The sequence below is a fragment of the Leeuwenhoekiella sp. W20_SRS_FM14 genome (genome assembly GCF_052119605.1).
In the GTDB taxonomy this organism is placed as follows: Bacteria; Bacteroidota; Bacteroidia; order Flavobacteriales; family Flavobacteriaceae; genus Leeuwenhoekiella.
In genome coordinates this window covers 313,206-326,068 of record NZ_JBGQOK010000005.1, presented here as the reverse complement: position 1 = coordinate 326,068, position 12,863 = coordinate 313,206, and the positions used below count along the sequence as shown (strand labels likewise).

Here is a 12,863-nt window from a genome sequence, read left to right as displayed (position 1 = left end):
AATTTTTCGTTCGCTGCACTGCATGCGCTTAACTCGGCCGGCGCACCGGCCTCAAACAGAACCGCCTGCGACGTTTCACTCGCTTCAAATTTTACGATACTTTCTTGTAGGCCGTTCTATAAGTAACCAATAGAATAGCGTTTTTTGTTTCTTTGTTTGGCGATACAAAAAAGAAGACATTATATTAATGAATAAAAGCAACAGAATGCGCTTAACTCGGTGGGCGCACCGGCCTCAAACAGAACCGCCTGCGACGTTTCGCTCGCTTCAAATTTTACGATACTTTCTTGTAGGCCGTTATACCAGTAGAATATAAAATGTCTGTCATTTTATAGAAAACAGACATTTTAATAAAAATCGTTGTAGTAAAAATGACTATATTCAATATTTAAAACTTTAATAGCAGTATTATGAGCAGTATTCCAAGGCGTAGATTCTTACAACAAACCACTTTAGCCACCGCAGGACTGGGACTTTCAAGTTCTCTTTTAGCAAATCCACTATCGTTTTTTGGCGCAAACGACCGAATGAACTTTGGCGTTATAGGGTGTAACGGTATGGGTTGGTCTAATATGCAGGCGCATTTAAAAATCCCCAACGTTAATTGTGTGGCATTGGCAGATGTTGATCAGCGGGTGTTAGATCGTCGTGCAGGTGAAATCAAGAAAATGACCGGTAAGGCACCTAAACTGTATACCGATTACCGCAAAATGCTTGAAAATAAAGATATTGATGCGGTCATCATAGGTACGCCAGACCATTGGCACTGTTTGAACATGGTAGATGCGGTGCAGGCAGGTAAACACGTGTATGTAGAAAAACCCCTGGCAAATAGTATTGAAGAATGTAACGTGATGCTTAAAGCGGCAAATGCTTCAGACCGTATGGTGCAGGTGGGGCAGTGGCAACGCAGCGGCCAGCAATATGATGAGGCTATTAAATATGTACAATCGGGGAAGCTGGGACAGATCCGTTTAGTGAAATGTTGGGCATATCAGGGTTGGATGAATCCGGTACCGGTAAAACCCAATAGCACTCCACCAGAAGGGGTAGATTATAAAATGTGGCTGGGTCCTGCGCCAGAACTTCCGTTTAATGAAAACCGTTTCCACTTTAATTTCAGATGGTTTTGGGATTATGCAGGTGGCTTGATGACCGACTGGGGTGTGCATGAACTCGATATTGCTTTGTTTGCGATGGGCGCAAAAGCTCCAAAATCTATTATGGCTTCGGGCGGAAAGTTGGCCTATCCCGATGATGCTTCCGAAACTCCAGATACTCTACAGACGATTTATGAGTTTGATGGGTTCAACCTGTTGTGGGAACACGCTACGGGTATTGACGGCGGAAATTACGGGCGCAACGAGGGCATTGCCTTTATAGGAAATAACGGTACGCTTGTGGTTAACCGTGGCGGCTGGGAAGTAATTCCTGAAGGAAAACGCAAAGACAATGAATGGATTACAAAAACTGATCGGGTAGAACTGATGAAACCCGAAGGCAATGCGCTAGACAATCACGCCAAAAACTTTGTTACCGCCATACGCGACAACGACGCGTCAAAACTGGCCTGTGGTGTAGAAACCGGAAGTATCGCAGCCATAACCGCACATATGGGTAATATCGCTTACAAAACCGGAAATAAGATTTATTGGGACGCCGCAAGCGGCTCGTTTAACAACGCAGAGGCAGATGCACTGGTAAAAGCACAGTACCACAACGGCTGGAAGTTACCCACGGTTTAACATTAGCTTATTCTAAACCGTATCATAAGAAGTGATACGGTTTTTTACGTTTTTTGTTGTCAACTCATTACCTGTGCAGCGTTTACAGAAGAGCTCTTGTCACATCGAGCGCAGTAGAGATGCCTTTATTAGGTATGAGGGTGGCTGTATTGTCTCTCAGAGTAAGGGATTTTTATAAATACTGGTTTAAGTGGGTTCTTTAGCGGATTTATCCCCTTTTTTAATTTTAAATCTAGGGTTTATGGAAATCTGTAGTTTTTAGTTAAAAGGAATGGGTAGATTTAGAAAATCAAATAAAATGGAAATATTTATTTAAGCGTAAAACTTTTTTTATGAAGAAGAAAATTGCCAAACCATCTGGGATTTTGAAGTTAGAGAAACTTTGTGGAATTGAAATAATGAAGTTTGACGATTTTGAAAATGGTCGAGGGAGAGTGAATCTTTCTGATTTTTATTCTGTGGATGATAACAACCAGGTAGTTTCCTTATCTATTACACATTCAGTTAAACAAATTGAGCAATTACTACCAATTAGAGAGTTTGAAGAACTAAGCTATTTGTCTTTAACATATTGTGAATTAGAAGATGTTTCATTTCTATTTCCAAAGCCCAATATGCTGCAAATGTTTTTAGGAGGCAACAGGCTTAAGGATATAACTTTTTTAAAAACATCACCCTTACTTCAGAAACTTGCAATATGGGATAATCCAATTAATGATTTTAAGCCTTTAAATTCACTTAGAAATTTGAAAGAACTATACATTCAAAATTGTGGATTGGAGAATTTAGATTTCATTACTGATATGAAAGATTTGACAGTACTTTACGCTCGTGATAATTTTATCGACGAAGTTGAGATTCTAACTGAAAATCAAAAATTAAACAACATAGATTTATCTAACAATAAAATAAAATTTATTTCAAAAGAACTTGCAAAAAAAAATAATTGGCTTGTCACCAATCAAGATAATCTAACGGGTTTTAATATTGTTCTCAATCCTTTAGAATATCCTCCAAGTTCAGTAATTGAATTAGGAGATGATTCTGTCAAAAGTTACTACAAGGCAACTGAAACATATGGTCATGGTCCTCTTTCAGAAGGTAGAATAATTGTAGTTGGAGATGGTAGTGCAGGTAAGAGTAGTTTGATAGAAAGAGTGTTACATGACACTTTTGAACAAGGTAAATCACAAACGAATGGTATTTTTATTGAAAATTGGAGACTTTCTCATATTGATCAAAGAGAATTAACATTTCATATTTGGGATTTTGGGGGTCAGGAAATTCAACATGCAGTTCATAAATTCTTTTTTACAGAGGGATGTTTATATGTTCTTGTTTTGGACAATAGGAAAGAAGAAGAACCTGAATATTGGTTGCAGCAGATTGAAAGTTTAGGAGGTAAAGCACCGGTCCTGGTTGTCTTTAACAAACAAGACGATAACGTCACAGAAATAGCTGATAGAAAATTTCTTAAAGAAAAATACGCCAATATAGTAGGTTTTTACAACACAAGTTGTAAAACTAGTTTTGGAATAAATGACTTTAAAGAAGATTTAGAAAGACACGTTATTAAATTAAGAACCGTTGAAGAACAATTTCCAAACAATTGGTTTAAAATCAAAAAGGCTATAGAAGAATGTACATCTGGCGATCAGCATTATTTAGACTATAAAACTTTTAGTAAAATTTGCAAAAAGCATAATGTTAAGGATGAAAAAACGCAGAAATTACTTTTAAAATATTTTACTACAATTGGAGCAGTTACTTGGTTTGGAGATACTTATCTAAATTTTCTTCATGTCTTAAGCCCAAAATGGATTACACAAGGTGTTTATAAAATCATAACATCAAAAAAGACAGCTAGACTTTATGGAGTAATTAATGTCAATGATTTTGATGAATTATTGGAGCCTTCAAATGAGGAAGATTATATCTATGAGTCATCACACTATGGGTATATTTTGAGTATGATGAAAAAATTTGATCTTTGCTATACGCCAGACGATAAAAGCCTACTTATACCATCTGCTTTTGGTAAAGTGCCTAAAGTTGAATATAGGGATTTTCGCGGCGAGAATGTACGTACTTATATCCTTCAATTTAAGGATTATATGCCTTTGGCTCTAATTCATCGCTTTACTGCTAAAAAATTGCCTTATGCGTTTGAAAACAACTACTGGTATTCTGGAATTGTTATACAAGATAGTAAAAGTGATTCTTTGGCAATGGTACATGCAGATAAGGAGTTAAAGAGAATTTATGTGCGAATTAAGGGGAATGAGAAATTAGGTCTATGGGAACATATTCGTAGAGAACTTCAAGATATTATTTCAAGTTATGCCCAAGTGGAATATAATGAATTAGTCTCTTTAGATGAGAAATCTATCAATACCGTTACATATGAGGATTTGATTAGTCATATAAAGGCAAATAGGACAGTTTATTTCCATTCTAAATTGAGGCAAGACTTTAATGTTGGATATTTGATTGGTTTATTTGAAAGTAGAGAGCAGACAATAGAAAAGTTTCAAAAGGAAAAGGAAGACCCCTTTGATTTTGAAGACGGAAATCAAACGGATATAAAATCTTTAGTGGTAAATATCCTTAATAATAATAGTCCTCAGGTAAGTACATCAATAAATACATCAATAAATGTTGACATAGATATTAATATTGTAAACAATATTAGTAGTGAAATCAAAGGAGAGGCTGGATACTTATTAGAAGAGTTAGGCGATTCTAATAAGGATTTGAGTCGGGCATTACAAAGGGTTATTGAATTTGCGGACGATGCCAAATCAGCAAGAAATAGCGGAGGCGTTGTAGAGAATGGCTGGGGAAGAAAATTAAAATCTGTTATAAAAACATTGAGCAATTCAGGTGAGAAATTAAAGAATATCGATGATGGTGCAGAATCTTTGAAGTCAATTTTAACAGGATTAAAAGACTTAGTAAATCAATTTCATTTAGACGGTCTGAAAGACCTATTTGAAATTGTCGTCAATTAGTAACATCATATTTATAAATTTGGCGGTTCTCAAGTTCAGGTGTTTCGCTCGTTTTAATACCTATAACTTCATCACCTCGCCTCAAAAAAAGAAATTTTAGTTCAGGGTTTCACAAGCCATTACGTCTCAGTATGATGCGATGCGAAAACGATTCCGATAATGATCGGGACAGCATGACGAGTAACCTTAAACTTTTCACCTCTAACCATTAACCCTTACCGGATAACCCGCTTCCGCAGTTCTCGTTTTTTAAAATACCGTAGCGAAAAATAAAGCACCACTGCCAGCGGTAATGCGATCATTAAATAGCGCAACGACATATCTAAAGTCGTGTTGATTTCGCCCGAGGCCGAGATGGCAAAACTGCCTATAGAGGTGATGATGTAGAGTAAACCACCCATAAGTCCGCCAGCGATACCGGCATTCCCCGGGAAGAAAATCATATTTTGGGTAAAGTAATTGGTAAACAAAAAGCCCGAGCAGATGTGAATGAGAAAGGCAAAGGCTACGAGCAGCACGAGGTTATCTACAAAGCCGGCGAGCGTGATAAATACCGCAATGATTCCTAATTGTATCAAGGAGACTAACCGTATTTTTTTAGCAAAAGCTACAGGAGTAAATTTTTTACTCAGGATACCGCCTATCATCCAGGAGAGTCCCAGAACCAGTGTGCAGTACCCAATAATTACCGGGCTGTAATTAAAGTGATGTTCTACCACAAACGGCCCGGCGATGTTAAACACCATCACCACCGAGTAGGCAAATCCTAATACGAGTATTCCCAAAATAAAGCCCGGGTTTTTAAGCATCGCCATATACAACAGCGAGGTTTTCTTCAGATTGAACTTCTTGTAATTGCGTATGGTTTCGCCGCCCCAGATCCCTTCGGCTCCAAGGAGAATCGCCGCGTAGATCGCGAGAAAGTAAAAGTTAGACTGCCAGCCAAATTGCTCTTCTAGAAAACCACCCAGAAACGGGGCGATAATAGGTCCGCACGACCAGACAATCGTAAAGAAACTCAGGTAGTGCTTTCGCTCTTTGTCGTCGTAGAGGTCTACAAAATAGGCACGTTTTGCAACCACAATAAAGGCTGTGGCAATCCCCTGCACAATACGCAACAAGCTAATGACCGCAACTTCTTGGGTAAAGGTAACCGCAAGGCTGCTCAACAGCAAAATAACGAGCGAGATCATCACCGGTTTACGCCGCCCGATGCTGTCTGCAACAGGACCCACAAACAACTGGGCAAAGCCGTAACTCAGGAAAAAGCAGGTGAGTGTAAATTGTATGCTTTGTTCCGAAACGTTGAGGTTGCGCGCCATAGCCGGAAAGGACGGCAAATAAATATCGGTCATAAACCCAGATAGGGGAATCGACAAAAAAGTGATGATGGTTGCAATTTTTTTTCGGGATTGGGAGGCGTCACGTAGGTGCATTGGGCATTTCTTTTAAAGTTCCACTCCTTTTAAAGGAGGAGATGCATGCGCCAAAGGCGCAGAAGGGGTGTTTTAGTTACTGGGGCAGCGGTTAGCACCACCCCGTTTGAATTAGAATTCCTAAACGAATTAAAATTAAAACTCCCCTCTTCAGGGAGGAGGGGAGCCTTTGGTATTTCAAATTTTAATAGATGATATTCCGTCATTCTGAACTTGTTTCAGAATCGCATCCTAAGGGTTTCAAGCTGTATGAGAACCTGAATCAAGTTCAGGTTGACGATTTAATGCGTTTCGGCTTTTAAAAGCTCGGGAAATTTTGCTTGAAAACGCTTTAACCTTGGGATCGATACATTTTGAATATAGGGATTCTCGGGATGTTGTCTTTCGTAGTTCTGGTGGTAGCCTTCTGCTTCCCAGAATTTTTCAAAAGGTTTTACTTCCGCAGCAATAGTTGCGTTAAGTTCTTTTGCCAAAGCCGCTTTTTTCTCGTCTATAATTTTCTTTTCGGCATCGTTTTGATAGAAAATGATTGAGCGGTATTGCGAACCTTTATCTGGTCCCTGACCGTTTACCTGCGTAGGATCTTGCGAACCAAAATACACATCTACAAGTGTGCTAAAGCTTACCACACTAGGATCATATATAATTTTCACAGCTTCAGCATGACCTGTTTTACCGGTATTGCTGTCTTCGTATGTTGGGTTTTTAGTGTGACCACCGGCGTATCCTGAAATGGATTCTTTAACGCCTTTTACACTTTCATAAACTGCCTCTACACACCAGAAACACCCGCTAGCAAAATAAGCAGTAGCTTCGGTTTGAGAAGTTGTGGTGTTTATTTCGTCTTTCGGTATAAATTTTAATGCAGCAGAGTTGATGCAATAACGCAAACCGGTAGGCTCTGGCCCATCGTTAAAAACGTGACCTAAATGTAAACCGGTTTCTTTTTCAATTACCTCATCACGGCTCATCCCAAGACTGTTATCTTTTACCCAGATTACAGCGTCTTCATCTATAGGAGCATAGAACGCAGGCCATCCTGAACCCGAATCAAATTTTGTATCTGAGCTAAAAAGCGGTTGCCCGGTTGCAGCGCTTACATAAATACCTTCTGCGTGATTGTCATAGAATGCATTTTTAAAAGGAGCTTCTGTTCCTTTTTTAACCATAATGTCGTACTGCTCTTCAGTAAGTTGTGATTTCCATTCAGCATCGGGTTTAGCATCAGGAAATGTAGTATGCATCGCCATATCTGAAGTGTCAGAAATGCTCGTTTTACCCTGTTTGCCATCTGCACACGAGGTAAATAATAGACTTAGAGCGATAGTCGCTGCCAGTAATGCTGAAAATAGGATTCTATTTTTCATAATCTTTATTAATATAAACGTTTTTTAGGCGCTTCCGGTTTTTTGCTTTGGACGTAATACAGGGTTTTAACTTTCTTAAAGCTCTGCCAAAATTTAGAAGTTTTTTTGAGGTTTTTCTTCGGAAAAAAATGATGTTATTTTAAGCCGTCAAGATAGTTTCTAAAATCCTGGGTGTCATAATCTGCCATACCCATATGGGTAAGTACGAGATTGCTCTGAGCATCTATACATATCGTGGTAGGCAGACTGCCGGTATTGTACATGTCGGGCAAATCGTTTGCAATGCGGTAAATAGGAAAGCTGTATCCTTTTTTTGCTTTAAAATCTCGTGCCTTCTGAAAGTCTGTATCAAAAGAAACCAGCACAAAATTTACTTCGTTCTTTTGATCCTGATATAAATTTGAAATTCCGGGCATTTCTGCAATACAGGGCGGACACCAGGTCGCCCAGAAATTTAGAAAAATGGGTTTATCGCTAAGGCTTTTAAGGGAAACCAATTCGTTTTGTTCGTTGTAAAAAGAAATGTCTAAATCTGCTTTTACCAAAGCTTCAGAATCTGTAGCATCAGTATTGTTCTTAGTCTGCTCCAGATCGGGATTGAGGAGTCCTGTTTTAAGAATGCCTCGTTGTACTGTCGCGATAATAGGTTTATGCAGTCCCGTAAAATAGATAACAGCTACCGCTATTAAAAGCAACAGGTATTTAAAGTTGAACTTCTTTTGCTGGGTCATAGGTCGCTCTCGATTTGGCCGTTTTTAGAATAAAAAGTTTCCGCTCTGGCCTCGGGGCTTAAACTTGGTTCTGTAAAGTTAACCGTGTTGCGGGGAACAGTTGGTTTGCCTTCTTCTACCGCATACCAGGAAATAGATTTTGGCAAAATTAAATCCTGTACCGGCATCCAGTCGCTATAGTTGATGTAATTAATTCCTGTTCCTTTTTCTGCTGCGCCAAAAGTCGCTGTATAACCTAACCAGCGCATTTGGTAGGTTTCTGTATCGTAATACAGGTAATACTCATCATTTGCCGAAGAGCCTATGTTTTCTTCAAAGCTTATTTTAAGACCGGGATAGCTGGTGTCGCTTACCACAAGGGCTTCGGTTTTCTCATAGATAATACCGGGATCTGCCAGTACAAAGGGCATTGCGTAAAAGTAGAACATCAGGTTATGGTAGAATTCGGGGTTGCCTTTATAGCTGTTTTCAGGATCGTGCAGCCAAACCTGTTCACCATCAAAACCTAGTGAAGCCGTGCCGCGCTGTATGTGGTCTTTCCGCGAATGAAGATCTATGGTTTGGGTCTCCGAGACCGGTTCGCCGGGAATGGTAAACGCAAGCGTTTTATAGGTATCCCAGGTATCGAGACCCCCGTGAGCATCGAGGATTTTTTGAAATGTTTCCGGGTAGGATGTAGCGGTTACGCCGGACTTTTCTGCTTGTGGTTTTTCAGAATTGTTTTCAGAGTTGGGTTTACAGGCCATAAACAGGCATAGCGTAAGGAGGAGGAAGTATTTCATGGTCTTGGTTTGTTTGTGTTTGGTCTGTTTTAGGGGCTGGTCATTACAAATTGATATTAACCGAAGCTTAGTAAACGATTAGAAATTCAGTTTTAAATATAAACGAAGTACTTTAAAATAGGCTTTGTTCCTTTTTTCCATCGATGAAAAAAGGAACCAAAAAAATCTAGGCTTATTTTTACATCCTTAAAAACTACGCAAACGCCTTATCGTGCGGATGGCAAACCGCTGCGCTAGGCCATCCTCCACTGCCCACCGCTGCGGCGTTTGCTTGTTTTACTACAGATGTAAAAAGTAGGCCGTTTTAAAAATTGGAGCTAGGAATAGTATTCTTTAGTCCACTTTTTCTTCAATATAGCAAGAAGTCCACGTTGTTCTCATCCCAAACCCTTCTCCCACCGGAGAAGGGAGCTTATTTTTAACTTTTAAATCAATAGACTACCAAATTATTTAAACCCGAAGGGTTAAACGAATCTCAATCCCTCGGTTCAGAATAGCCGCAGGAAGCTCCGAGATTCAGGAGCGATAGCGACGCGGAGCTGACAAGGTGGTTTTCGCCCTTAAGGCGAAAAATTCCTAAGCGAGGGTGTCTTTTCTTTTGTTTCTTTTCTTTGGACAGGCAAAGAAAAGAAAGTAACAAACTAAAGAAACTCTAATTAATCAAATCGACTCTGGGAGATATACGAGAGTCCACACACAACATTTTCAAAAAATTTTGTAAGCTGACAAAAGTCATAAAATACCCTGTAGCTTCCCGGTATTTTTACCCTGTAATTTGATAACCATTAAATTTTTCAGGTATGACCACTTTTTCAAAACTTCAGAACGACTTTACGCATAACATCATCGGCTACTCAGCTATCGGGATTATTTTAAGCACCTGCCTGGGCTCTGTAGCCGTGATGACGACCTTAATGCACGGGCACAATCTGCTCCAAATGTTTTTTGTGATGCTCAGCGTGGTGTCCTGCAGTATGCACAACGCCTCGATATTGACCGTGCAAAAGCCCGAACTTATTTTTAAACTTTTGGTTTTTAGTACCGTGTTGAATGTACTGATTATCGTTGGCGGACTCATCATTTAATTTTGAGACCTGTCTTAAACACGGATTTTCATTTTTTTTGATGTGGGTCTTCATTAATTTTGACGTATGAACCCACACGAAGAGTCCCGTTGCGAGAACTGTATCATCAGAGAATTGAATGCGCTTAAAACTCTGAAGAAAGAGGAGTTGAAGGCTATTTCAGACTCCAAGGTGACACGTACGGTAAAAAAGGGAGATCCTATTTTTAAGGAAGGCGAAAAGCTGAATGGGGTTTTTTGTGTTCGGGATGGTGTTTCTAAACTTTCTAAGCTTAGCGAAAACGGGAAGGATCAAATTGTAAAAATTGCTTCTAAAGGCGAGGTAATGGGGCAGCGTTCACTCATTGCCGAAGAAGCCGCAAACCTTAGTGCGGTTGCACTCAACGATATGCAGGTTTGTTTTATACCGAAAGAGAATTTTACCGAAAGCCTGTCTAAAAACCCCAAATTTACACAGGCCTTGCTCAAAAATATGGCCCGCGAACTCAAACTGGCAGATGACGTTATTGTAAATATGGCTCAGAAAACCGTAAACCAGCGTCTGGCCGGAATTTTACTGTATCTCGAGAAGCATTTTGGCACCGATGCAGACGGCTATCTCAGTCTGATACTGTCACGAAATGACATTGCAGATGTGGTAGGCACCGCCACCGAATTGTGCATACGCTCCCTTGCTAAGTTCAAAAAAAGCGGACTTATAGAAACCGAAGGAAAGCGTATAAAGATCAGCGACAGGGATGTGTTGAATCAGTTGTGGGAAGGGGTTTAATTAATCTTCCTCAACAATCCCTTCTGTAGTCATTTGCACCCGCTTTAAACTGCCGTCTTCGTTATAGTGCAGCTTGTCTATACATACCGATCTGCTGTAGCTCCCACCATCTGTCTGAACACCGCCGTTGTGGTAAATAAAATACCAGTCGTCTTTAAACTCAACAATGCTTTGATGATTGGTATTGCTGTTTCCGGCTATTTCGTTTAGAATTCCACCGTAGGTATAAGGCCCATCCACCGCATCTGCCGTGGCGTAAGCGATTTTCTCGGGAAAACCGGTGGCGTAGGTTAAATAGTAGGTGCCGTCTTTTTCGTGAACCCAGGGTGCTTCGGTAAAGTCAAGGCCTTTAAAATCTATTTTTTTGATTTCGCCGTCAATCTCAATCATGTTATCTTTCAGCTTTGCATAGTAGCAAACCCCGTTACCCCAAAAAATCCATGGTTGGTCGTCTTTGTCTATAAAAATCGCGGGATCAATACAGGTCCACGCGTGGCTGGAGGCAAAACAATTTTCGTTGGTCAAAAGCGGTTTTCCCAAAGCATCTTTGTAAGGACCCTGCGGCTGATCGGCCACCGCAACGCCGATCCCGTTCCAATTTGTGCTGATGTACCAGTAGTATTTGCCGTTTCTTTTGGCTACGTGACCGGCATAAGCATCGCCGCTGGTCGCCCAGGTGAAATCGGCGATTTTTAAAGGAATGGGGTGCTCGGTCCAGTTTTGCATATCGGTGGTTGAAAACACCAGCCAGTCTTTCATTTTATAACCCTTTTGTCCGCCTTCATAATCATGACCGGTAAACAGCCATAAGGTGTCATTTTCTACCAATGCCGCCGGGTCTGCGGTATATTTGTGCGTAATAATAGGATTTCCGGTTGATTGGAACGGGAAGGTTCCGTCTGCTTCGGTTAATAGTGATTGAGGAACGCCACCCCATGTTGCATTCAGGCGTTTGGCTTCTTCTTTGGTGATGCTGATGATACTGCCGTGGCGCGGAAAAAAGTCTTTGGTAAAGGATTCAGTTTCTTTAGTGAAATTATATAAATCGGTACTGCGCTGAAACTCATAACGCCCGCTGGAATACAGGTCATACATCAAAATGTATTCATCGCTGTCGTTGAGTTTAAAAACTGAACTTCCTTCTACTGTGGTATTTTGATCGGCATAGGCATCCAGATAATCGAAGCGTTCTTCATAGGGTCCTAAAAGCTTTTTGCTCGTAGCCTGCTTGATTCCGTTTTGGATCTCTTTGCCGTTTTCATCTTTAGTATTTCCCTTATAAAACAAATGGTAAAGCCCGTCTTTATAGATAATGTCACCATCTATAGCCCCGTCTTTTGCACTGTAAAGCAGTTTTGGCACAGACTCAAAAGCTGTAAAGTCTTTGTTGGCATAGGCTGCATAAAAGTCAAGCTTCAGATTGTCGTAGGAGCGTACGGTAAAATAGACGAGGTATTTTTTCTTTTTGGTATCGTAAAAGGTCTGTGGAGCCCAAACCCATTTGTTATTTTTAAACTTCTCTGGGTAGGTTTCTTCGAGATTAATTGCGAAAGATTTCCAATTGATCAAATCATCAGAGTGCATTAAAACGATTCCCGGATTATAATCCCAGCCATTTTTACGGGTGTACATATCAGTTGCTACCATATAGAAACCATCATTCTTACCACCTCGTAAAATATGTGGATCGCGAACCCCGCCGGTTGTAGAAATTTCAGCGGAAGAAACGATGGGTTTATTCTCATTTAAGGCTTTCCAGTGTATGGCGTCATCACTTACAGCAAAGCGTATTTGCTCTTGTTGGTCTCCGTCACCCTTACCCTCAAAATAGGCGAAAAGGTAGCCGTCTATTTTTGGGTTTTGGCCAAACATAAGATTTAAGGAAAGGCATAAAACAAGAAATAATGTGGTTTTTCTAAAGGCTTTCATATCCAATTC

Annotated in this window: 9 protein-coding genes; 4 read left to right on the top strand and 5 right to left on the bottom strand. The window is 40.2% G+C overall.

The window, feature by feature from the left end:
* Positions 1 to 410: 410 nt before the first annotated feature.
* Together ACEN25_RS11155 and ACEN25_RS11150 are read left to right on the top strand one after the other, a co-directional pair.
* Complete coding sequence (locus tag ACEN25_RS11155) at positions 411 to 1,745, top strand: Gfo/Idh/MocA family protein (protein WP_441802987.1); 1,335 nt, start codon at positions 411 to 413, stop codon at positions 1,743 to 1,745.
* Between the two features lie 332 nt (positions 1,746 to 2,077).
* A complete protein-coding gene (locus ACEN25_RS11150) occupies positions 2,078 to 4,756 on the top strand; it encodes a COR domain-containing protein (RefSeq protein ID WP_441802986.1) in 2,679 nt (892 codons plus the stop codon).
* Positions 4,757 to 4,971: 215 nt separating this feature from the next.
* On the opposite strand, the gene ACEN25_RS11145 is transcribed toward ACEN25_RS11150, so the two are convergent.
* The 4 genes from ACEN25_RS11145 to ACEN25_RS11130 all read right to left on the bottom strand — a co-directional run bounded on the left by ACEN25_RS11145 (position 4,972) and on the right by ACEN25_RS11130 (position 9,072).
* Positions 4,972 to 6,192 carry an MFS transporter gene (locus tag ACEN25_RS11145; RefSeq protein WP_441802985.1) on the bottom strand — a complete coding sequence of 407 codons (1,221 nt, stop codon included), beginning with the start codon at positions 6,190 to 6,192 and terminating at the stop codon, positions 4,972 to 4,974.
* A gap of 281 nt (positions 6,193 to 6,473) precedes the next feature.
* Positions 6,474 to 7,436: a bifunctional methionine sulfoxide reductase B/A protein gene (locus ACEN25_RS11140; protein WP_441802994.1), complete on the bottom strand. Its 963-nt coding sequence runs from the start codon at positions 7,434 to 7,436 to the stop codon at positions 6,474 to 6,476.
* 257 nt (positions 7,437 to 7,693) lie between these two features.
* Positions 7,694 to 8,290 (bottom strand): redoxin family protein, encoded by a 597-nt coding sequence (locus tag ACEN25_RS11135; RefSeq protein WP_441802984.1) that lies wholly within the window; start codon positions 8,288 to 8,290, stop codon positions 7,694 to 7,696.
* On the bottom strand, positions 8,287 to 9,072 hold the full coding sequence (locus ACEN25_RS11130) for a DUF6503 family protein (protein ID WP_441802983.1): 786 nt from the start codon (positions 9,070 to 9,072) through the stop codon (positions 8,287 to 8,289). Before ACEN25_RS11130 ends, ACEN25_RS11135 begins: the two co-directional genes overlap by 4 nt.
* Before the next feature lie 800 nt (positions 9,073 to 9,872).
* Between ACEN25_RS11130 and ACEN25_RS11125 the strand changes: the two genes are divergently transcribed.
* Positions 9,873 to 10,157 (top strand): hypothetical protein, encoded by a 285-nt coding sequence (locus ACEN25_RS11125; RefSeq protein ID WP_290475627.1) that lies wholly within the window; start codon positions 9,873 to 9,875, stop codon positions 10,155 to 10,157.
* Positions 10,158 to 10,223: 66 nt separating this feature from the next.
* A complete protein-coding gene (locus ACEN25_RS11120) occupies positions 10,224 to 10,925 on the top strand; it encodes a Crp/Fnr family transcriptional regulator (RefSeq protein ID WP_441802982.1) in 702 nt (233 codons plus the stop codon).
* Here the strand turns inward: ACEN25_RS11120 and ACEN25_RS11115 are convergent, their stop codons facing one another.
* Positions 10,926 to 12,854 carry a family 43 glycosylhydrolase gene (locus ACEN25_RS11115; protein WP_441802981.1) on the bottom strand — a complete coding sequence of 643 codons (1,929 nt, stop codon included), beginning with the start codon at positions 12,852 to 12,854 and terminating at the stop codon, positions 10,926 to 10,928. It abuts the gene before it with no gap.
* Between the last annotated feature and the right edge of the window lie 9 nt (positions 12,855 to 12,863).

Excerpts from the sequence above, each read along its gene's own strand:
- ACEN25_RS11155 (WP_441802987.1), top strand. The coding sequence starts at position 411 with ATGAGCAGTATTCCAAGGCGTAGATTCTTACAACAAACCACTTTAGCC.
- ACEN25_RS11150 (WP_441802986.1), top strand. The coding sequence starts at position 2,078 with ATGAAGAAGAAAATTGCCAAACCATCTGGGATTTTGAAGTTAGAGAAA.
- ACEN25_RS11145 (WP_441802985.1), bottom strand. The coding sequence starts at position 6,192 with ATGCACCTACGTGACGCCTCCCAATCCCGAAAAAAAATTGCAACCATC.
- ACEN25_RS11140 (WP_441802994.1), bottom strand. The coding sequence starts at position 7,436 with ATGCATACTACATTTCCTGATGCTAAACCCGATGCTGAATGGAAATCA.
- ACEN25_RS11135 (WP_441802984.1), bottom strand. The coding sequence starts at position 8,290 with ATGACCCAGCAAAAGAAGTTCAACTTTAAATACCTGTTGCTTTTAATA.
- ACEN25_RS11130 (WP_441802983.1), bottom strand. The coding sequence starts at position 9,072 with ATGAAATACTTCCTCCTCCTTACGCTATGCCTGTTTATGGCCTGTAAA.
- ACEN25_RS11125 (WP_290475627.1), top strand. The coding sequence starts at position 9,873 with ATGACCACTTTTTCAAAACTTCAGAACGACTTTACGCATAACATCATC.
- ACEN25_RS11120 (WP_441802982.1), top strand. The coding sequence starts at position 10,224 with ATGAACCCACACGAAGAGTCCCGTTGCGAGAACTGTATCATCAGAGAA.
- ACEN25_RS11115 (WP_441802981.1), bottom strand. The coding sequence starts at position 12,854 with ATGAAAGCCTTTAGAAAAACCACATTATTTCTTGTTTTATGCCTTTCC.